Below are 18,364 nucleotides of genomic sequence, written 5' to 3'. Positions count from 1 at the left end.
TATCAGGATTTCGGGGTATATATTTTATAATTTGATCAAAAATTTTTCATCTCGCAACAGTCCCAAAATGTAATTAATTTTTACTGAAGTATTATTTATTGTATTTAAGTAATTTTTATCAATCTCATCTAACTCAAAAATAAATTGACGTTCTTCATCAGTGAGTTTAGGTATTTTATATAATTTATCGTAATCATCATCAGATAAGATTCTCAATCTTGTCATAATTTGTTATTCCAGAAACTGCTGTTTTTGATATCCCAAAATTATATTACACTTCTGTAATGTATTCTTAGTAAATATCTATTCCAAAACTAATGCCAATTGACATTAGATGAAAATACCTTATCATTTAGGTTTTTGGAACATTTTATTTAAAATAAAAAGTAAAAAATGAAATTTGGTTATGCTAGGGTTTCTAAAAATGAACAAAATTTAGATATTCAAATTCAAAAACTAACTGCTGCCGGTTGTGATGAAATTTTTAAAGAAAAAGTTTCCGGAGCAAAAGATGATAGATTAGAGTTAAACCGTCTTATCAGTAAACTCCGGAAAGGCGATACCGTGCGTGTTGTTCGGCTTGACCGCTTAGGACGAAGAACCACAAAACTAATGGAGCTTATAAATGATTTTAAAGTAAAGGGAATTGAATTTATTTCATTAGAAAATAATATTGATACCACAACTCCAATGGGAATGGCACTGTTTATAATATGTGCAGCGTTTGCTGAAATGGAAAGAGCACTTATTACCGAACGAGTTAAAGCGGGGCTTGAAGCGGCTTATCTCAAAGGTAGAAAAGGTGGAAGACCTAAAGCTCTTACTCACGAAAAGCTTAAAAAATTAAAATCATTAGCAAAATCAAAGGATTTTTCAGTAACCGAAATCTGTAATATGGTTGGGATTAGCAGATCTGTATATTATCGGGCTATTACAAACAAGCCTTAAAATATGAAAATTATGCAAAGCCGAATTCCTTGATTTAACAGGCTTTTAGAGTAATACTAGCTCATGATTTTAAAATCAATTTGTCCTCTGAAAGCCTTATAAGTAAAGGGCTAAATACCTCTTGCGAGAAAAATTGTCCTTTCCTGTAGAAAACCCCTTAAAATGGCTTAAAAGTTCTGGCGATATATGGAAGGGCATGTTTATAATTTTTCGCTCCTTATACTCTATATCTCAAAACTTCGCAATAGATGCGACAGAACCCAGATGCTCGGGTTAACTAAATTCTTTTGATTACCAACAATTATAGTCAAAATTCAATATGAGACTGATAATTTTGACAATTTGTATAAAATTTATGGCTAATATACTTGTTAATTTGATTTTCTTATTATAATCTAATCTAAATATTTAAAAACTTGAGCTATAATGAATAAAATATTGGTTACAGGAGCAGCTGGTTTAATTGGATTAGCTTTAGTAGAGAAATTAGAACAACATGGTTATGAAGTAATTTGCTGTGATATAAGGTTAAAGGATAATCCACTAAATTTTTACTCAGAACAAATTATACCGTTGCTTAATGAGTGCATTGGAATTGTTCATCTTGCAGCAATTTCAAGAGTTATTCATGGAGAACAATATCCAGATTTATGTAAGAAGGTTAATGTTGAAGATACAACAAAATTTTTAGAACTATGTAAGTTACTTCCCCATAAACCTTGGTTTATTTATGGAAGTAGTAGAGAAGTATACGGAGAACAAAGAAATTTACCAGTAACAGAATCCGCTCCTTTAAGTCCAATGAATAATTATGCTAGGGGCAAAGTATTAATAGAAGAACTTGTAGCAAATTTAGAAAATTTTGGTTTTAATATAGCAATTTTAAGGTTTTCAAATGTGTATGGTGGTTTATCAGATCATTATAATAGAGTAGTTCCAGCATTTTGTATTAACGCATTAAAAGGAGAATCTGTAAGAATAGAAGGTAAGGAATGTGTTTTTGATTTTACTTACCTAAAAGATGTAGTAGATGGTATATCTTTAACTGTTAGTCATTTGCAAAATATCAAGTCTTCCCTACCCCCAATTCATTTTACCACTTGCAGACCTTGTAGCTTGGAAGAATTAGTAAACATAACATTAGAACTGACTAATAGTAATTCAAAAGTTGATTTTCATCCTTCAAGAAATTTTGATGTAAGCCGTTTTTATGGTGATTTTGGTAGAGCTAAAAAATTACTTGGTTGGTCACCAAAACATTCTTTAGAAGATGGGTTAAGTAAATTCATAGCAAATCTTAAGAATGGTAAGAAAAAATGTCCTAAAAATTTAGATATGGTAATATATGAAAATATTGAAAGTTATTCATGGCTACCCGCCTTATTATAGTGCTGGTTCTGAAGTATATAGTCAAATCCTTGCGCGAAAATTATCTGACAATCACGAGGTGCAAGTTTTTGCTCGGCTTGAAAATAGTTTTTTACCTAGTTTTCACTACAGTACAGTTTTAGATTATGGAGATCCTAGAATTTTATTACATTTGATTAATATACCTATAACTAAATATCGTTATAAATTTATTAATGAAGAAGTAAATATAAGATTTGAAAAAATAATAGATGATTTCAAACCTGATCTTATCCATTTTGGTCACTTGAACCATTTATCTACAAGTTTACCTGAAATTGCCGCAAAAAGAGATATACCTACAGTATATACTTTACATGACTTTTGGTTAATGTGTCCAAGAGGAAGGTTCATTCAACGTAATTCTAGAGAATTACTGCAACTTTGTGATGGACAAGAGGACAAAAAATGCGCAATAGAGTGTTATAAAGGATATTTTACAGGGGATGAAGTATTTTTAAATTCAGAGATAACCTATTGGAAGCAATGGGTATCTACTAGAATGAAGCAAACTAACAAAATAGTTGATTACGTTGATTGCTTTGTTGCTCCATCAAAATTTTTGATGAATAAGTTTGTTAAAGAATTTAACATTCCACATACGAAAATTTCTTATCTTGACTATGGTTTTGATTTAAATCGTCTAAAGGATCGAAATAGAATTCCAGAAGAAGACTTTGTTTTTGGTTATATTGGTACTCATACTCCAGAGAAAGGTATAGATTTATTACTTAAAGCTTTTTCTAGTTTATTAGCAAAGGCTAAACTTAGAATTTGGGGGGTGTTAAGCCAAGAAACTGCTGGACTTAAAGCAATCGCTGATCAATTTTCACAAAAAGTCAAAGATAAGATAGAATGGGTGGGACATTACAGGAATGAAAATATAGTTACAGAGGTATTTAACAAGCTTGATGCCATTGTTGTCCCATCGATCTGGGGAGAAAATTCCCCGCTAGTTATTCATGAAGCCGAGCAATTAAGAATACCTGTAGTTACTGCTGATTATGGTGGAATGGCAGAATATGTACAAGATAGAATAAATGGATTGTTATTTAAGCATAGAGACGTAGAAAGTTTATCAGCGAAGATGGAAAACTTAGTTACAGATAAAAAACTATATACTAAACTCACCCAGAAAGGTTACCTTTACTCTGATGATGGTAACGTACCCTCTATAAATGAACATACTAAGCAACTTGAAAAAATTTATTTTAATATCATTACAAGCAAGAACAAGTCAATATCTACAAAGCCTGGACCTTGGAGAATTACTTTTGATACTAATCCAGATTATTGTAATTACGCTTGTGTCATGTGTGAATGTTTTTCTCCTTATAGTAAAGTCAAGGAAAACAAAAAAGCCAAAGGAATTAGACCTAAAATAATGCCAATTGCCACTATTAGAAAGGTAATACAAGAAACAGCTGGCACACCTTTAAGAGAAATTATCCCATCTACTATGGGAGAACCTTTAATGTATAAAAATTTTGATGAAATAATAAACATATGTCATGAATACGGATTAAAACTGAATCTAACAACTAATGGTTCTTTTCCTGCTAAGGGAGCTAAAAAATGGGCGGAGTTATTAGTACCAATTTTATCTGATATTAAAATTTCCTGGAATGGAGCGAGTAAAGAAGTACATGAGAAAATTATGATTGGCTCAAAATGGGAAGTTGTAACAGAAAATTTAAAAACCTTTCTTGATGTGCGGGATGAGTATTTTTCTAAAACAAAAAAACGTTGTAGTGTTACCCTGCAATTAACATTTTTAGAAAGTAATCTATTTGAGTTGTATGGTATAGTTAAAATGGCTATAGGGTTAGGTATTGATAGAGTTAAAGGGCATCATCTATGGGCACATTTTGAAGAAATTAAAGATTTATCAATGAGAAGGGATGAATCATCAGTAAAGAGATGGAATACTGAAGTAAAAAAATTATATGAATTAAGAGATAACATGTTATTGCCAAATGGCAAGAAAATAATATTAGAAAATTTTACTATTCTTGCTAAAGAAGGAGTAGAAGATTTAGCTCCAGGTGGTCCATGTCCGTTTTTGGGTAAAGAAGCATGGATTAATCCTGAAGGAAAATTTAGTCCTTGTTGTGCTCCTGATGATTTACGACAAAAGTTAGGAAATTTTGGTAATATAAATGAAGTAAAATTAGAAGATATATGGCAGAGTAACCAGTATAAAAACTTACAAAAAAACTATTTTAATCATGAGTTATGCAAGACATGCAATATGAGAAAACCACTGGTCAGTTAAGAGAAAATAATCAACTGAAGTTTATTAAGATTTCACCTTGTAGGCAATTTCATACGCTCCATGAGAAACCATTATATGCAGCAAGGTTTCTGCATGTAGAGAAATTTCATGAACCAGGTCTTGCTCCTGTTCATGATAAAACAGGAGCCTATCATATCAATTTAAAAGGAGAAGCGATTTATACAAAAAGGTTTAATAAAACCCATGGGTTTTATTGTGGAAGAGCAGCGGTAAAAGATGATAATAGGTGCTATCATATAGACTCTTACGGTAGTAGAATATACAAGCAATCATACCAGTGGATTGGAAATTATCAAGAAAATATTTGTGTAGTAAGAATATCTAATAAATTTTACCATATTGATTTACATGGTAATAAACTTTACCGGGAAGAATATGATTATGTTGGGGATTTCAAAGATGATATTGCGGTAATTTATAAAGATGACAAAGCTACTCATATTAATCCTCAAGGGAAATTAATACATAATAAGTGGTATAAACAGCTAGGTATTTTTCATAAAGGATTTGCCATAGCCGAAGATAATAATGGTTGGTTCCATATAGATATAGAAGGAAATGGAGTTTATTTACAAAGATATAAAACTGTTGAGCCGTTTTATAATGGACTTGCTAGAATAGAGACGTATAACAATACTTTAGGACAAATTGATACTATAGGCAATATAAGGCTTACTACTTTTACTCCAGGGACAGAATCTCAGATACATAAAATTTCTGCAGAACTTGCCGGTTTTTGGAAAACCTATTTAACAAATGTTGCTATTGAGCTTGATTTATTAAATATCTTACCAGCAACTACGGAATTATTATCTAAGAAATTAGGTATTATTGAGTCAAATTTACAGAGATTACTCAGAGCTTTGTGGGAAATAGAATTAATAGTATATAATCACAATAAAGACCTATGGCAACTCTCAGTAAAGGGAGAATTCCTAAAAGATAGCTCATTTTTGCCTCAAGCAGCAAAAATGTGGGCAAGAGTTGTTACTGAAAAAAATTGGTTAAAAATAACAGATTTATTAAAACAAAAAGCTATATATTCATTTTCATCTTTTAAGGAACAAGAAACTTCATTAAAGACAAAAACTGAATTTTATCAAGCCTTGATAGGTTATACTAAACTTGATACTAAGGAGTTTAATAACAAAATAAGTATAGAAGATAGTAAAAATATATTACTATTTGGGGTACACTCTTTAGCTTTAACTGAAGCCTTAAGAAATAAAGACATGAACACTACAAATTTAAATTATTATAATGATCAAGAAATTCCTGAGGAGTTAATAAAAGCCTATAATGTTAGCTTGAGTACCCAAGATAAATTAGCAAATTATGATTTAAGTATATTCTGTCGTTTCTTGCAAAATCAAGATGACGAGAAAGTAATATCTTATTTCAAACTTGTAAAAGATAAGAAAATAGAGCGTATTTTGCTAATTGAAACTATTTTAACTGATAGTTCTCCAATGGGAGGTGCTGTAGATATCAATATAATGGTTGAAACAGGTGGAAGATTAAGAAAATTAGATGATTGGGAAGTAATATTAGCACAAGTAGGTGGTCTAAAAATATTTGATGTTTTGCCTTTAACTAATTATTTATCAGTTATTGATATAAGGTGTCCATAATATGGAAAAATTACAAGATGATGGTTTTTTTATTATAAAAAACCTTGTTTCTTTAGACTTAATTGTCTGGTATTTGCATGATATTAAGAATAAAATAGATCGATCAGCAGAGGAGCTTAATGTATCTGTTCCAGATTATCTAAATTGTACTGGTAGATGGGGTACTCCATCACAAATTACTAAAACTATCTCAGATTTATTAAATGATACAATTAAAGATAATCTTGAAAAATTATTACAATGTCAAATACTAAACAAAAAATCAAATATTATATGTAAAACTGCTGATTTAGTTGATGCTGTACCTTTTCATCAAGATATTTCTTACAGTCCTGATAGCCCTTATCACTTTTCCGTATGGCTTGCGTTAAATGATGTTGATGAGACTTCAGGCGCTCTACAAATTATAAAAAATAGTCATAATTGGAAGATAAAACCAGCTGTTGATTTTTGGTCACCATATTTTATCGATAAATATTCAGCTAAATTAACTAATCAGCAAACTATAACATTACCTATTTCAGCAGGTGATGCAATAGTTTTTAATTCAAGATTATGGCATGGTAGTGGAGAGAATTTAGATGCTAAAGATAGGTTTGCTTATGTTACAAGATGGGTTATAAAGAATAAAGAATTTCCTGTTATTCCAAAACCTAAGCCATTAATTTTTGGTATGTATAATTGTGGTTTATTAACAGAAGATATACTTAAAAAGGCCTTATTATATTTTAATAACTACCATGATGTAAAAGAAAAAAACAAAGAAGAACTTATAAAAACTTGGTTATCTTATCTAGAAAATAATCATGATATTTCTGAAATTGACATTGCTGCAGCTAGTAAAGACCTATCTAAATTACTGATTCTTGATCAAGCTACTGTGCTACATAATGCTGGAGATATTTCTGGTAAAATATATAAAAACCTATGGTTTTCTTTTCTCAACTTTCTCAATAAAAAGGTTCAAGTATTAAAAAATCTAGAGTTACAATGAGTAAAAGTACCTTTCATGATTTAAAAAATGTTCTTTTATTTATATTAAAGATATTACCTCAATTCAAGCTAAATATAGTAATAATGTTTTTGGTATCTTTAATGTGGGCTATTGATTTATCTTTGAGAAAATATGTAATAAAGGATATTTTGGATATAGCTGTAAAATATCAAGGGGGTAGTATTATTGAACATCTTTTTTTACCTATAAGCATTTATATTTTTATGGGATTGTTTATTACTACTATTTTTAGGCTTTATGGCTATTTTGTAGATATCAAAATGGTTCCATTACTTAAAGGAAAAATAGCTGACAGAGCTTTTTATATGTTATTAAACCAAAGTCATTCTTACTTCCTAAATAATTTCTCAGGTGATTTAACGCATAAAGTAAATAATTTAATTGATAGTACAATAGAATTAATTAAGCTAATTATAGATCGTTTTTTTGCCTATAGTTTAGCATTAATTTTTGCTATTTATATTTTATCGTTAGCAAATATAAAGTTTGCGATAGCTACTTTAATTTGGGTAATTATTTTTATACTAGTTTCAATTTTATGTTTTCGAAAACTAAGTAATTTAGCTAACTGCTATTCAAGTAGCGGTACTAAAGCTACTGCCAATCTAACTGATAGCTTATCAAACATAACAATAATACGTCTATTTACTAAGCAAACTTATAAGAGGCTTAAATTTCTGCGGATTTACAAGGAAAAAATAGATACAGAAAAAAAAATGCAAAGGGCATATTTCTGGATTTGGTTCATATATGGCTATTCATTTGAATTATTACAAGCTATAAGCTTATACTTTTTAATTTATGGCTATCAATCAGGAGAGGTAGAACTCGGAGATATAGCTCTTGTACTTGGTATTAATATAGCAATAGTAGAATTCTTGAATCAACTTACTGGATATATGACTCAATTTTCTACTCATTTTGGTAAAGTTTCAGATGCTTTGTCTTCTATCAATACTAAATTAGAAATCACAAATAAAGAAAATGCAACAACACTTGAAGTCAACAAGGGAGAAATAAAATTCAAGCAAGTTTTGTTTTGTTATCCTAATAAAAAGCCTTTATTTAAAGATTTTTCAGTTACTATTAATCCTAAAGAAAAAATAGGTTTAGTAGGCCACTCCGGTAGTGGTAAATCCACTTTTATAAATTTAATCTTAAGATTATTTGAAGTTAAAGAAGGAACGATACAAATTGATAATCAATTTATAACTGATGTTACTCAAAACTCATTAAGGCAGAAAATAGCTGTAGTACCTCAAGATTTAATGTTATTTCATGATACTATTTTAGAAAATATTCGTTATGGTGGTAATAACGAGACAACTGAGCAAGCGGTAGTTCAAGCTGCTAAATTTTCAGGTATTCATAAGTTTATCAATGGTTTGCCTAAAGGCTATTATACTATAGTAGGCGAGAAAGGTTTGAAATTATCAGGGGGTGAGAGGCAAAGAATAATAATTGCGAGAGTTTTTCTTAAAAATACTCCAATATTACTTCTTGATGAGGCAACAAATCAGTTAGACTCAGTAACAGAAAAAGAAATCCAAGAAAGTTTATTTAAGTTAATGGAACATAAGACTACAATTGTAATAGCCCATCGTCTTTCTACTCTTCTTCATATGAATCGTATTTTAGTATTTGATAATGGTACAATAGTTCAAGATGGAAGTCATTCTGAATTAGTTATACAGAAGGGACTTTATCAAGATATATGGAATACTCAAACAGATGATATATTACGTTATTGACTATATTAATTATGAAAAAAGTAAAAATTATAGATTTAAGGAGTGATACTGTAACTTTACAAACCCCGGAAGTTATAGAAGCAATGAACACAGCTGTTGCAGGTGATTCTGCTTATGGTGAAGATCAAAGTTGTAATGATTTAACAGAATATTGCAAACACTTATTTAAAGTAGAGGATGCATTATTTGTTACAAGTGGTATGCTTGCAAATAGGTTAGCTATTGCCAGTCAAACAAGCTCTGGGGACGAGATAATTACTCATTATAATTATCATATAAATTTTTTTGATAGTGCCGGTAATGCAAAAGTAAGTAATATTGTATTCAACTGTATAAATAATACTAGTGGAATCTTAGAAAACAAAGACATAAAGTACGCTATTAATTCCAAGCCAAGGTATAAAATTTTTGCTCAAGTTAAGCTAGTTACCATAGAAAATAGCATAAATGGTTTTAATGGTAAGATTTATCCATTTGAAAAACAAGTAGAGTTATATAAGTATTTAAAGTCTAATAATATAAATCTTCATCTAGATGGGGCTAGGTTATTTAATAGCCATGTTGAAACAAATATTGATCTGGCAGATTATGCAAAATATACAGATACATTAAGTTTTTGTTTTTCCAAAGGGTTAGGGGCTCCATTTGGATCAATGTTAATAGGAAAAAATGAAATAATTGAAAAAGCTAGAAAATTACAAGTTTGGCTAGGTAGTGGATATCACCAAATTGGCTATTATGCTAATGCAGCAAAATATGTGCTTCAGAATAATATATCCAGGCTCAAAGATGACAATAAGCTTGCTAAATTATTTTGTGATGGCATCAAAGAAATCCAACATATAAAATTAATCTATCCATATCCTGAAACTAACATAGTAAGTTTTAGTATAAAAGAATTAAACATTACTAACGATATTTTTCTGAATGAGTGTCAAACTTATGGCTTGCTGTTATTTCCTTGGCTCCAGCATCATATTAGAGCAGTAATTCATCTAGGTATAACTAGATTAGACATTGCAAATGCTATTGGAATTATACAAAAGGTAGTTTTAGTTTATAAAAAGTAATATGAAAATGGAAATCGACTTTTTCAGTGATTCAAATACTAATCCTTCTATTGAGATGAGAAAAGCTATGACAAGAGCTGAAGTTGGTAATGAAGTTGCAGGTGAAGATCCAACTGTAAATGAGTTAATAGAAGAAACCTGTAAAATATTAGGAAAGCCCGCGGGGATATTTTTAGTTTCAGGTACAATGTGTAATGTAATTGCATATAAAACTCATATAAAAAATCCTGGAGATTATTTAATACTTGATGAAACATCACACCCATTATTAGTACAATCAGGTCTTATTGCTGGCCAAGCACATGCTACTCCATTACCAATAAAAGGAAACAGAGGTATATTTACAGCAGACCAAATTAGAGAGTTTGTTACCCGTCCTAACTTAAGGAACATACCAAAAGCTAGATTAGTATCAATTGAACAAACAACAAACTTTGGTGGTGGTGCTGTATGGCCTTTAGAATATATTAAGGATATTTCTAAATTATGTAGAGCAAATAATGTATTAACCCATTTAGATGGAGCTAGATTATTTAATGCCTGCACTTATACTAAGATTTCTTCAAAAGAATATGCGGATTATTTTGACTCTGTATTTGTTGATTTTAGTAAAGGACTGGGAGCCCCTATGGGTGCTGTACTAGTTGGTAGTAAGGAATTTATAGAACAGGCTTGGTACTATAAATTTCAAATTGGCGGTGGAATGCATCAAGCGGGTATTATTGCGGCTGGCTGCTTGTATGGCTTAAAGAATAATATAAATTCCTTAGAGGAAGATCATAAAAAAACAAATTATCTAGTGGAATGTTTGAGTAAAATAGAACAAATTGATATAGATTCAAATTTGTATAAAACAAATATAGCATATTTTACATTAGTCAATACCTCTGTATCTGAAAAACAACTAGTAGATATATTAATAAAAGAATACAGGATAAGGATGCCTATCGTATTGAGTAAGATTAGAGTTATAACTCATAGGGATATAAGTTATAAGGATATTGATACCACTGTATTGGCTATAAAAAAGATTTTAGGTTGTGTATAAACGTATAGGCTGCCAACCATATGGAAAAGCTTTTGCAGCAAGTTGAGAGGACACATCCAATATTACGGAATAACTTTTAACATTAAAACAGTAGAGAATTTTGTATGGAAAGCAGTAGCAATAATGTTCAAATGGCTAAATCGTCGTAGTCAGAGAAAATCATTTAGTTGGGAGAAATTTAAGTTATTTATAGAACGCAACCCATTACTAAGGGTAAAAATCTACCACGCCTTAACATAAGTAAAAGACCATGTGAATGATGATATCCTGAGCCCATTGCCTTAATAGGGTATGATGAGGTTCTCACGAGGGGCGTAAGGGGTAACTTTTACGTCTACCCACTTATGCGGCGTATGGCGAAGTATTTACAAACCCAAGGGTTTGCAGTAGGACGCAGCGGTGTAAGGCGTTACTACCGGATAATGGGACTTGCAGCTGTTTATCCTTATAACAGACAAAGAATGCATCAAGCTTTGGATTATAAGACTCCAGAATTTATATATTTTGAGAAAAATATTGTATTAAAATCATTAATTTATGAGAATTCTATCTCAATATATCTGTTTTTTTTTCTAGACAAATTAGACCATCATCAAGAGTTGATATAGAGTATAGATTGATAGAATCCCAAAAAGATATGATTAAGTTGTATGAGGAGAAGTTAGGGAAGAGGCTTGATTGGCTTTGGGAAATTAAATACTAATAATTAACATTATGAATAAAAGTAAACATCAAGAAAAGAGAAAGTAACTATGTTTAAAATAAGTAAGGCAATAAAGGGTTTAGCAACAACAGTATTAAGTAAAGTGAAGATAGGACATAAGAACTATAATGGTAAGATTTGTAAAGAAGTGGGACAACAGTTTCATAATAAAGAATTAAAAGCCATATCAAAAATATCTGATATAAATTTGGTTAAGTATAAACTTCAGGAAGAGTTTAAAGAGTATAAGTTATTAGGATATAATTTTGCTGATCAGAAGGATGGTTTAGAAAGAAGCATGTCATACTTGTGTGACGATAAGATAGGATCAGAGAAGAATAATGATCTGTTAGAAATGCTATCATTAAAAGATCGAATGTTAGAGTTATCTGTGTCAGGGTATATATTAAGATATACAGGAGAAGAGGGGTTAAGAAATAGTTTGAAAGAGATAAATCAAGTAAGCAAGAATGTCTTAATGAAATGATGATAATAATATCTGGCATAGATAATATATCAGAAATAGATAGAATTGAAGAAGTAGATGTTCTAGGAGGAATGGGAATCATCTAAATAGATAAAATTAGGAAGGATGGATTGTTTAGTGAATAGTTTAAAATGTTATTTACTTCCTAAACAATTCAATTTTTAATCTCATTGAAATAGTAACACGAAAAAGAAAGGATAGAGAAGATATATGTCAGGTATAAGTAATGCAAAGAAGAATTTAAATATCAGTAGTATAAAAGAGTATCCAAAATTAAGGGATAAGTTAGCAAGACTTGCATATAATTGTTTAGAGGAGTTGCAAGTTATCAGGAAAGAATTAACTATGGCATATATAGTTAGTGGAAAAGTGGTGACAGAAGAAGATGATAAGTATGAGTTTAGAAATGAGAAAGAAGTCAGGATAGATAATAAGCAAGGACAAGATATTGATAAGAAACAGAGAGAAGAAGAACAAATACTAAAAGATCTTAAGATATTATGTTCTATTAAAAATAATATAGCGGATAATTCGGCAAGAGGTAATCAAGAAGAAAAGGGAAATATTAAGGAAAAAGTAAGAAATAATTTTTTAGGAAAGATATTAAGATTATTAAAGAGAGTATTTTTTTAACTGTGTCATAGTAAAAAAGTCACTTTTTAAAATTAAGCCTATTAGGAAAGAAAATATCTAGCTGAGATATAGTCAAAGCCCAGTTTTGCAGGGGCTGATTCCATTTAGCAGTATCTGTTTTATAGCACAAAAAACTAGCTTAAATAGTAAGCGTCTGGTGAAGCTTTCAATTACCCATAAGTTATAAAATAATATACAATAGGAAAAAATTTATGAGTAAATAATGCCAAGAAATAAATTTTCAACACAAGCAGAATTAAGTAAGGTAGTAAGAAACCATGGTCAGAAGAAGTGGTTAGATAGCGATAGTGCAGGTAATGGTTTTAAGGATAAGTGATCTGTCAACAGTTTTCCGGACAGTTTTTTACGCACATTTTTGTATTTTTTCGTATTGTACTGGTGATAGATAATCGTTAGCAGAATGCATTCTTATACGATTATAAAATACCTCTATATATTCAAATATAGCATGTTTTGCTTCCTCCCTAGTTTTAAATTTATGTTGATAAATTAATTCTGTTTTTATAGTATGAAAAAAGCTTTCAGCAACAGCATTATCCCAGCAATTTCCTTTACGACTCATACTCTGTATAATACCATGTTGTTTTATAAGTTTTAAATGACTATCAGAACAATATTGGCTACCTCTATCAGTATGCCAAATAAGCTTTTTAGGTGGTTTACGTTGCCATATTGCCATTAGCAAAGCATTATTAACTAAATCAGCTTTCATATTACTATTCATTGACCAGCCTATTACTTTTCTAGAAAATAGATCAATAACTGTTGCTAAATATAACCATCCTTCTCCAGTTGGGATATAGGTGATATCACCAACCCAATAACAATTAACATTAGAAACTTTAAACTGTCTATCCAATAAATTAGGAGCAACTTGCTTATTATGCTTAGAATCAGTAGTTGCTTTAAATTTATACTTAGTTTTACATACTAAGCCAGCTTCATTCATTAGTCTTGTAATTCTCCTACGACTAACAATTATGCCTTGCCTCAACAAAGCCTTTTTAATGGGTCTAGATCCATAATTTCGTCTACCTTCCTGAAAAATAGCTCTAACCTTACAGGTTAATTCTCTATTTTCTTTATCCCTATTGCATCCAGGGTTATTTAACCACTCATAATAACCGCTACGTGATACCTTCATACATTTGCACATAATTGCAATTGAGAAATCATCTTGATGCTTCTTTATCCATGCATACCTTACAGGGACTCTTTTGCAAAGTACGCTGCAGCCTTTTTTAGTATATCACGCTCCTGTGTTACTATCACCAGCTCTTTCTTTAATCTTTTTAATTCATCATACAGATGTTCATCTGTTCTTGTTATTGATTCTTCAAATTGTTTAGAATATTTATCTATCCAACTATATAAAGTATTCTTACTGATACCTAATTCTTTTGCAGTCTGAATAACAGGTCGCTTCGATTCAGTTGCCAATTTAACTGCTGATTCTTTAAATTCACTAGAATACATTTTTGTTTTTGTCATACTGTATTTCCTTTCTGTTAATATTGTCTCATACTAACTGTCCGGAATACTATAGCCACATCATTTTTAGTATATCACGCTCCTGTGTTACTATCACCAGCTCTTTCTTTAATCTTTTTAATTCATCATACAGATGTTCATCTGTTCTTGTTATTGATTCTTCAAATTGTTTAGAATATTTATCTATCCAACTATATAAAGTATTCTTACTGATACCTAATTCTTTTGCAGTCTGAATAACAGGTCGCTTCGATTCAGTTGCCAATTTAACTGCTGATTCTTTAAATTCACTAGAATACATTTTTGTTTTTGTCATACTGTATTTCCTTTCTGTTAATATTGTCTCATACTAACTATAATGGTACCCAAAAACTAGACAAGAAAATAGAGAAAAGTAGGTATAATATCTCCTAGGAAAAGGAGCAAAAAATGAAAAAACAAGTTAAAAAATATAGTGCAGAAGAAAAAGCAAAAATAGCAATTGAAGCAATATCTGGAGAAATGACTATAGCTCAAATTACCAGCAAATATGGTGTTCACGCTAATCAGATTTATAAATGGAAGAAAGAAGCTTTAGATTTTATGGTTTCTGGATTTAAATCGAAATCTAAACAACAAGATACCGGCCAAGAAGATTTAATTAAATCATTATTTGAGCAAATAGGCCAGTTAACAGTTGAAAGAGACTGGCTTAAAAAAAAATCTAGTATCTTTGGATTTAGAGGTTAGGAAAAAAATGATAAGTTATGCTTCAAATTTAACCATAGCAAGACAATGCAAACTTTTAGATTTAAACCGCTCAAGTTACTACTACCGAGCTAGGAATACCTTAGATGATAAGGAGTATAGAGTACTGAACAGAATTGATGAGATTTTTACAGAGCATCCCTATTATGGTACTAGAAGAATGTCTCATGTCCTAAAATCCGAAGGGTTAAATGTTAGTCGTAAGATGATAAGAAAATATTATAAAATACTTGGTATTGAAGCAGTATACCCAAAGATTAATTTAAGCCGTAGGAATCAGGCTCATAAAGTATACCCATATCTATTAAATAATATAGAGGTGGTTTGCTCCAATCAAGTTTACTGTGCAGATATTACTTACATAAGATTAAAGCAAGGTTTTGTATATTTGGTTGCTATAATGGATTGGTATAGTCGTTATATTTTGAGTTGGCGGGTGTCGATTAGTTTAGAAAATGATTTTTGTATTGAAGCTCTAAATGAAGCAATATCTATACATGGCAAGCCTGACATTTTTAATACGGATCAAGGAGTACAATTTACATCAAAAGATTTTACTCAAATACTTGAGCAACAAGGCATAGCTATTAGTATGGACGGCAAAGGCAGAGCCTTAGATAATGTATTTATTGAACGTTTTTGGCGATCTTTGAAACAAGAGAAGATTTATCGTTTTGATCTTGAAACAGTACGTGAAGCAAAGATAGCTATCAGAGATTATATAGAATTTTATAATCAGCAAAGACCTCATCAATCGCTTGAATATAAGACACCTGAAATGATACATTTTGCAGAAAAACTAGAAAATTATCAAGAGGCTATATGACATAGAAAATGCAAACTTTACTTTGAAAAACCAATACATTAATACAGGAGAATTACACCTCTAAAATTTAAAAAATTTGTCTAGACAAAGGGTACCACCTCAAACTGTCCGGAATACTATAGCCACATCAGTATGAGGAGAAGTTAGGGAAGAGGCTTGATTGGCTTTGGGAAATTAAATACTAATAATTAACATTATGAATAAAAGTAAACATCAAGAAAAGAGAAAGTAACTATGTTTAAAATAAGTAAGGCAATAAAGGGTTTAGCAACAACAGTATTAAGTAAAGTGAAGATAGGACATAAGAACTATAATGGTAAGATTTGTAAAGAAGTGGGACAACAGTTTCATAATAAAGAATTAAAAGCCATATCAAAAATATCTGATATAAATTTGGTTAAGTATAAACTTCAGGAAGAGTTTAAAGAGTATAAGTTATTAGGATATAATTTTGCTGATCAGAAGGATGGTTTAGAAAGAAGCATGTCATACTTGTGTGACGATAAGATAGGATCAGAGAAGAATAATGATCTGTTAGAAATGCTATCATTAAAAGATCGAATGTTAGAGTTATCTGTGTCAGGGTATATATTAAGATATACAGGAGAAGAGGGGTTAAGAAATAGTTTGAAAGAGATAATATCAAGTAAGCAAGAATGTCTTAATGAAATGATGATAATAATATCTGGCATAGATAATATATCAGAAATAGATAGAATTGAAGAAGTAGATGTTCTAGGAGGAATGGGAATCATCTAAATAGATAAAATTAGGAAGGATGGATTGTTTAGTGAATAGTTTAAAATGTTATTTACTTCCTAAACAATTCAATTTTTAATCTCATTGAAATAGTAACACGAAAAAGAAAGGATAGAGAAGATATATGTCAGGTATAAGTAATGCAAAGAAGAATTTAAATATCAGTAGTATAAAAGAGTATCCAAAATTAAGGGATAAGTTAGCAAGACTTGCATATAATGAGGTGGTACCCTTTGTCTAGACAAATTTTTTAAATTTTAGAGGTGTAATTCTCCTGTATTAATGTATTGGTTTTTCAAAGTAAAGTTTGCATTTTCTATGTCATATAGCCTCTTGATAATTTTCTAGTTTTTCTGCAAAATGTATCATTTCAGGTGTCTTATATTCAAGCGATTGATGAGGTCTTTGCTGATTATAAAATTCTATATAATCTCTGATAGCTATCTTTGCTTCACGTACTGTTTCAAGATCAAAACGATAAATCTTCTCTTGTTTCAAAGATCGCCAAAAACGTTCAATAAATACATTATCTAAGGCTCTGCCTTTGCCGTCCATACTAATAGCTATGCCTTGTTGCTCAAGTATTTGAGTAAAATCTTTTGATGTAAATTGTACTCCTTGATCCGTATTAAAAATGTCAGGCTTGCCATGTATAGATATTGCTTCATTTAGAGCTTCAATACAAAAATCATTTTCTAAACTAATCGACACCCGCCAACTCAAAATATAACGACTATACCAATCCATTATAGCAACCAAATATACAAAACCTTGCTTTAATCTTATGTAAGTAATATCTGCACAGTAAACTTGATTGGAGCAAACCACCTCTATATTATTTAATAGATATGGGTATACTTTATGAGCCTGATTCCTACGGCTTAAATTAATCTTTGGGTATACTGCTTCAATACCAAGTATTTTATAATATTTTCTTATCATCTTACGACTAACATTTAACCCTTCGGATTTTAGGACATGAGACATTCTTCTAGTACCATAATAGGGATGCTCTGTAAAAATCTCATCAATTCTGTTCAGTACTCTATACTCCTTATCATCTAAGGTATTCCTAGCTCGGTAGTAGTAACTTGAGCGGTTTAAATCTAAAAGTTTGCATTGTCTTGCTATGGTTAAATTTGAAGCATAACTTATCATTTTTTTCCTAACCTCTAAATCCAAAGATACTAGATTTTTTTTTAAGCCAGTCTCTTTCAACTGTTAACTGGCCTATTTGCTCAAATAATGATTTAATTAAATCTTCTTGGCCGGTATCTTGTTGTTTAGATTTCGATTTAAATCCAGAAACCATAAAATCTAAAGCTTCTTTCTTCCATTTATAAATCTGATTAGCGTGAACACCATATTTGCTGGTAATTTGAGCTATAGTCATTTCTCCAGATATTGCTTCAATTGCTATTTTTGCTTTTTCTTCTGCACTATATTTTTTAACTTGTTTTTTCATTTTTTGCTCCTTTTCCTAGGAGATATTATACCTACTTTTCTCTATTTTCTTGTCTAGTTTTTGGGT

The 18,364-nt window shown here is 30.4% G+C and carries 18 protein-coding genes; 13 read left to right on the top strand and 5 right to left on the bottom strand.

Going from position 1 to position 18,364, the window contains the following annotated elements; all coding sequences use genetic code 11:
• Window positions 1-24 precede the first annotated feature (24 nt).
• Window positions 25-225: a hypothetical protein gene (locus tag AAGD48_RS03485; protein ID WP_341789369.1), complete on the bottom strand. Its 201-nt coding sequence runs from the start codon at window positions 223-225 to the stop codon at window positions 25-27.
• Between the two features lie 168 nt (window positions 226-393).
• Here AAGD48_RS03485 and AAGD48_RS03480 point away from each other — a divergent pair, with 168 nt between their 5' ends.
• The 10 genes from AAGD48_RS03480 to AAGD48_RS03435 all read left to right on the top strand — a co-directional run bounded on the left by AAGD48_RS03480 (window position 394) and on the right by AAGD48_RS03435 (window position 12,989).
• Window positions 394-948 (top strand): recombinase family protein, encoded by a 555-nt coding sequence (locus AAGD48_RS03480; RefSeq protein ID WP_341789370.1) that lies wholly within the window; start codon window positions 394-396, stop codon window positions 946-948.
• A gap of 426 nt (window positions 949-1,374) precedes the next feature.
• Window positions 1,375-2,337 (top strand): NAD(P)-dependent oxidoreductase, encoded by a 963-nt coding sequence (locus AAGD48_RS03475; RefSeq protein ID WP_341790453.1) that lies wholly within the window; start codon window positions 1,375-1,377, stop codon window positions 2,335-2,337.
• Window positions 2,294-4,630: a glycosyltransferase gene (locus AAGD48_RS03470; RefSeq protein ID WP_341789372.1), complete on the top strand. Its 2,337-nt coding sequence runs from the start codon at window positions 2,294-2,296 to the stop codon at window positions 4,628-4,630. The genes AAGD48_RS03475 and AAGD48_RS03470 overlap by 44 nt, the downstream gene beginning before the upstream one ends.
• Window positions 4,591-6,282 (top strand): WG repeat-containing protein, encoded by a 1,692-nt coding sequence (locus tag AAGD48_RS03465; RefSeq protein WP_341789373.1) that lies wholly within the window; start codon window positions 4,591-4,593, stop codon window positions 6,280-6,282. The genes AAGD48_RS03470 and AAGD48_RS03465 overlap by 40 nt, the downstream gene beginning before the upstream one ends.
• 1 nt (window position 6,283) lies before the next feature.
• Complete coding sequence (locus AAGD48_RS03460; RefSeq protein WP_341789374.1) at window positions 6,284-7,276, top strand: phytanoyl-CoA dioxygenase family protein; 993 nt, start codon at window positions 6,284-6,286, stop codon at window positions 7,274-7,276.
• Window positions 7,273-9,048, top strand: coding sequence for an ABC transporter ATP-binding protein (locus AAGD48_RS03455; RefSeq protein WP_341790452.1), 1,776 nt, complete (start codon window positions 7,273-7,275; stop codon window positions 9,046-9,048). The genes AAGD48_RS03460 and AAGD48_RS03455 overlap by 4 nt, the downstream gene beginning before the upstream one ends.
• An 11-nt stretch (window positions 9,049-9,059) precedes the next feature.
• Window positions 9,060-10,118, top strand: coding sequence for a GntG family PLP-dependent aldolase (locus AAGD48_RS03450; protein WP_341790451.1), 1,059 nt, complete (start codon window positions 9,060-9,062; stop codon window positions 10,116-10,118).
• Between the two features lies 1 nt (window position 10,119).
• Entirely contained in the window at window positions 10,120-11,166 is a 1,047-nt protein-coding gene (locus AAGD48_RS03445) for a threonine aldolase family protein (protein ID WP_341789376.1), read from the top strand.
• Between the two features lie 752 nt (window positions 11,167-11,918).
• Window positions 11,919-12,356 carry a hypothetical protein gene (locus tag AAGD48_RS03440; protein WP_341790450.1) on the top strand — a complete coding sequence of 146 codons (438 nt, stop codon included), beginning with the start codon at window positions 11,919-11,921 and terminating at the stop codon, window positions 12,354-12,356.
• A 210-nt stretch (window positions 12,357-12,566) separates the two neighbouring features.
• Entirely contained in the window at window positions 12,567-12,989 is a 423-nt protein-coding gene (locus AAGD48_RS03435; RefSeq protein WP_341790449.1) for a hypothetical protein, read from the top strand.
• Between the two features lie 364 nt (window positions 12,990-13,353).
• Here AAGD48_RS03435 and AAGD48_RS03425 read toward each other — a convergent pair.
• Window positions 13,354-14,501 (bottom strand): IS3 family transposase gene (locus tag AAGD48_RS03425; RefSeq protein ID WP_410526007.1). Its coding sequence is split into 2 segments (ribosomal slippage): window positions 13,354-14,255 and window positions 14,255-14,501, totalling 1,149 coding nucleotides; the frame shifts between segments, so codons are not numbered across the junction.
• 49 nt (window positions 14,502-14,550) lie between these two features.
• A complete protein-coding gene (locus AAGD48_RS03420) occupies window positions 14,551-14,817 on the bottom strand; it encodes a transposase (RefSeq protein WP_341790448.1) in 267 nt (88 codons plus the stop codon).
• Window positions 14,818-14,930: 113 nt separating this feature from the next.
• Between AAGD48_RS03420 and AAGD48_RS03415 the strand changes: the two genes are divergently transcribed.
• The 3 genes from AAGD48_RS03415 (at window position 14,931) to AAGD48_RS03405 (ending at window position 16,833) form a co-directional block, all read left to right on the top strand.
• Complete coding sequence (locus AAGD48_RS03415) at window positions 14,931-15,230, top strand: transposase (RefSeq protein WP_045812944.1); 300 nt, start codon at window positions 14,931-14,933, stop codon at window positions 15,228-15,230.
• A 7-nt stretch (window positions 15,231-15,237) separates the two neighbouring features.
• The gene (locus AAGD48_RS03410) at window positions 15,238-16,074 is read left to right on the top strand and encodes an IS3 family transposase (RefSeq protein ID WP_341789327.1); all 837 of its coding nucleotides are present in this window, start codon (window positions 15,238-15,240) and stop codon (window positions 16,072-16,074) included.
• 234 nt (window positions 16,075-16,308) lie between these two features.
• On the top strand, window positions 16,309-16,833 hold the full coding sequence (locus tag AAGD48_RS03405) for a hypothetical protein (RefSeq protein WP_341790447.1): 525 nt from the start codon (window positions 16,309-16,311) through the stop codon (window positions 16,831-16,833).
• A 321-nt stretch (window positions 16,834-17,154) separates the two neighbouring features.
• On the opposite strand, the gene AAGD48_RS03400 is transcribed toward AAGD48_RS03405, so the two are convergent.
• Complete coding sequence (locus tag AAGD48_RS03400) at window positions 17,155-17,991, bottom strand: IS3 family transposase (protein WP_341789327.1); 837 nt, start codon at window positions 17,989-17,991, stop codon at window positions 17,155-17,157.
• A 7-nt stretch (window positions 17,992-17,998) separates the two neighbouring features.
• Window positions 17,999-18,298 (bottom strand): transposase, encoded by a 300-nt coding sequence (locus tag AAGD48_RS03395; protein ID WP_045812944.1) that lies wholly within the window; start codon window positions 18,296-18,298, stop codon window positions 17,999-18,001.
• Window positions 18,299-18,364 lie beyond the last annotated feature (66 nt).

Origin of the sequence: Rickettsia endosymbiont of Polydrusus tereticollis, assembly GCF_964026385.1 — a bacterium.
In the GTDB taxonomy this organism is placed as follows: Bacteria; Pseudomonadota; Alphaproteobacteria; order Rickettsiales; family Rickettsiaceae; genus Rickettsia.
Note: the sequence above shows the minus strand (reverse complement) of the source record. Positions and strands in the feature narration are given on the sequence as shown.

What these genes read in the sequence shown, in the direction of transcription:
- AAGD48_RS03485 (WP_341789369.1), bottom strand. Translation starts at nt 225, where the DNA reads ATGACAAGATTGAGAATCTTATCTGATGATGATTACGATAAATTATAT.
- AAGD48_RS03480 (WP_341789370.1), top strand. Translation starts at nt 394, where the DNA reads ATGAAATTTGGTTATGCTAGGGTTTCTAAAAATGAACAAAATTTAGAT.
- AAGD48_RS03475 (WP_341790453.1), top strand. Translation starts at nt 1,375, where the DNA reads ATGAATAAAATATTGGTTACAGGAGCAGCTGGTTTAATTGGATTAGCT.
- AAGD48_RS03470 (WP_341789372.1), top strand. Translation starts at nt 2,294, where the DNA reads ATGAAAATATTGAAAGTTATTCATGGCTACCCGCCTTATTATAGTGCT.
- AAGD48_RS03465 (WP_341789373.1), top strand. Translation starts at nt 4,591, where the DNA reads ATGCAAGACATGCAATATGAGAAAACCACTGGTCAGTTAAGAGAAAAT.
- AAGD48_RS03460 (WP_341789374.1), top strand. Translation starts at nt 6,284, where the DNA reads ATGGAAAAATTACAAGATGATGGTTTTTTTATTATAAAAAACCTTGTT.
- AAGD48_RS03455 (WP_341790452.1), top strand. Translation starts at nt 7,273, where the DNA reads ATGAGTAAAAGTACCTTTCATGATTTAAAAAATGTTCTTTTATTTATA.
- AAGD48_RS03450 (WP_341790451.1), top strand. Translation starts at nt 9,060, where the DNA reads ATGAAAAAAGTAAAAATTATAGATTTAAGGAGTGATACTGTAACTTTA.
- AAGD48_RS03445 (WP_341789376.1), top strand. Translation starts at nt 10,120, where the DNA reads ATGAAAATGGAAATCGACTTTTTCAGTGATTCAAATACTAATCCTTCT.
- AAGD48_RS03440 (WP_341790450.1), top strand. Translation starts at nt 11,919, where the DNA reads ATGTTTAAAATAAGTAAGGCAATAAAGGGTTTAGCAACAACAGTATTA.
- AAGD48_RS03435 (WP_341790449.1), top strand. Translation starts at nt 12,567, where the DNA reads ATGTCAGGTATAAGTAATGCAAAGAAGAATTTAAATATCAGTAGTATA.
- AAGD48_RS03420 (WP_341790448.1), bottom strand. Translation starts at nt 14,817, where the DNA reads ATGACAAAAACAAAAATGTATTCTAGTGAATTTAAAGAATCAGCAGTT.
- AAGD48_RS03415 (WP_045812944.1), top strand. Translation starts at nt 14,931, where the DNA reads ATGAAAAAACAAGTTAAAAAATATAGTGCAGAAGAAAAAGCAAAAATA.
- AAGD48_RS03410 (WP_341789327.1), top strand. Translation starts at nt 15,238, where the DNA reads ATGATAAGTTATGCTTCAAATTTAACCATAGCAAGACAATGCAAACTT.
- AAGD48_RS03405 (WP_341790447.1), top strand. Translation starts at nt 16,309, where the DNA reads ATGTTTAAAATAAGTAAGGCAATAAAGGGTTTAGCAACAACAGTATTA.
- AAGD48_RS03400 (WP_341789327.1), bottom strand. Translation starts at nt 17,991, where the DNA reads ATGATAAGTTATGCTTCAAATTTAACCATAGCAAGACAATGCAAACTT.
- AAGD48_RS03395 (WP_045812944.1), bottom strand. Translation starts at nt 18,298, where the DNA reads ATGAAAAAACAAGTTAAAAAATATAGTGCAGAAGAAAAAGCAAAAATA.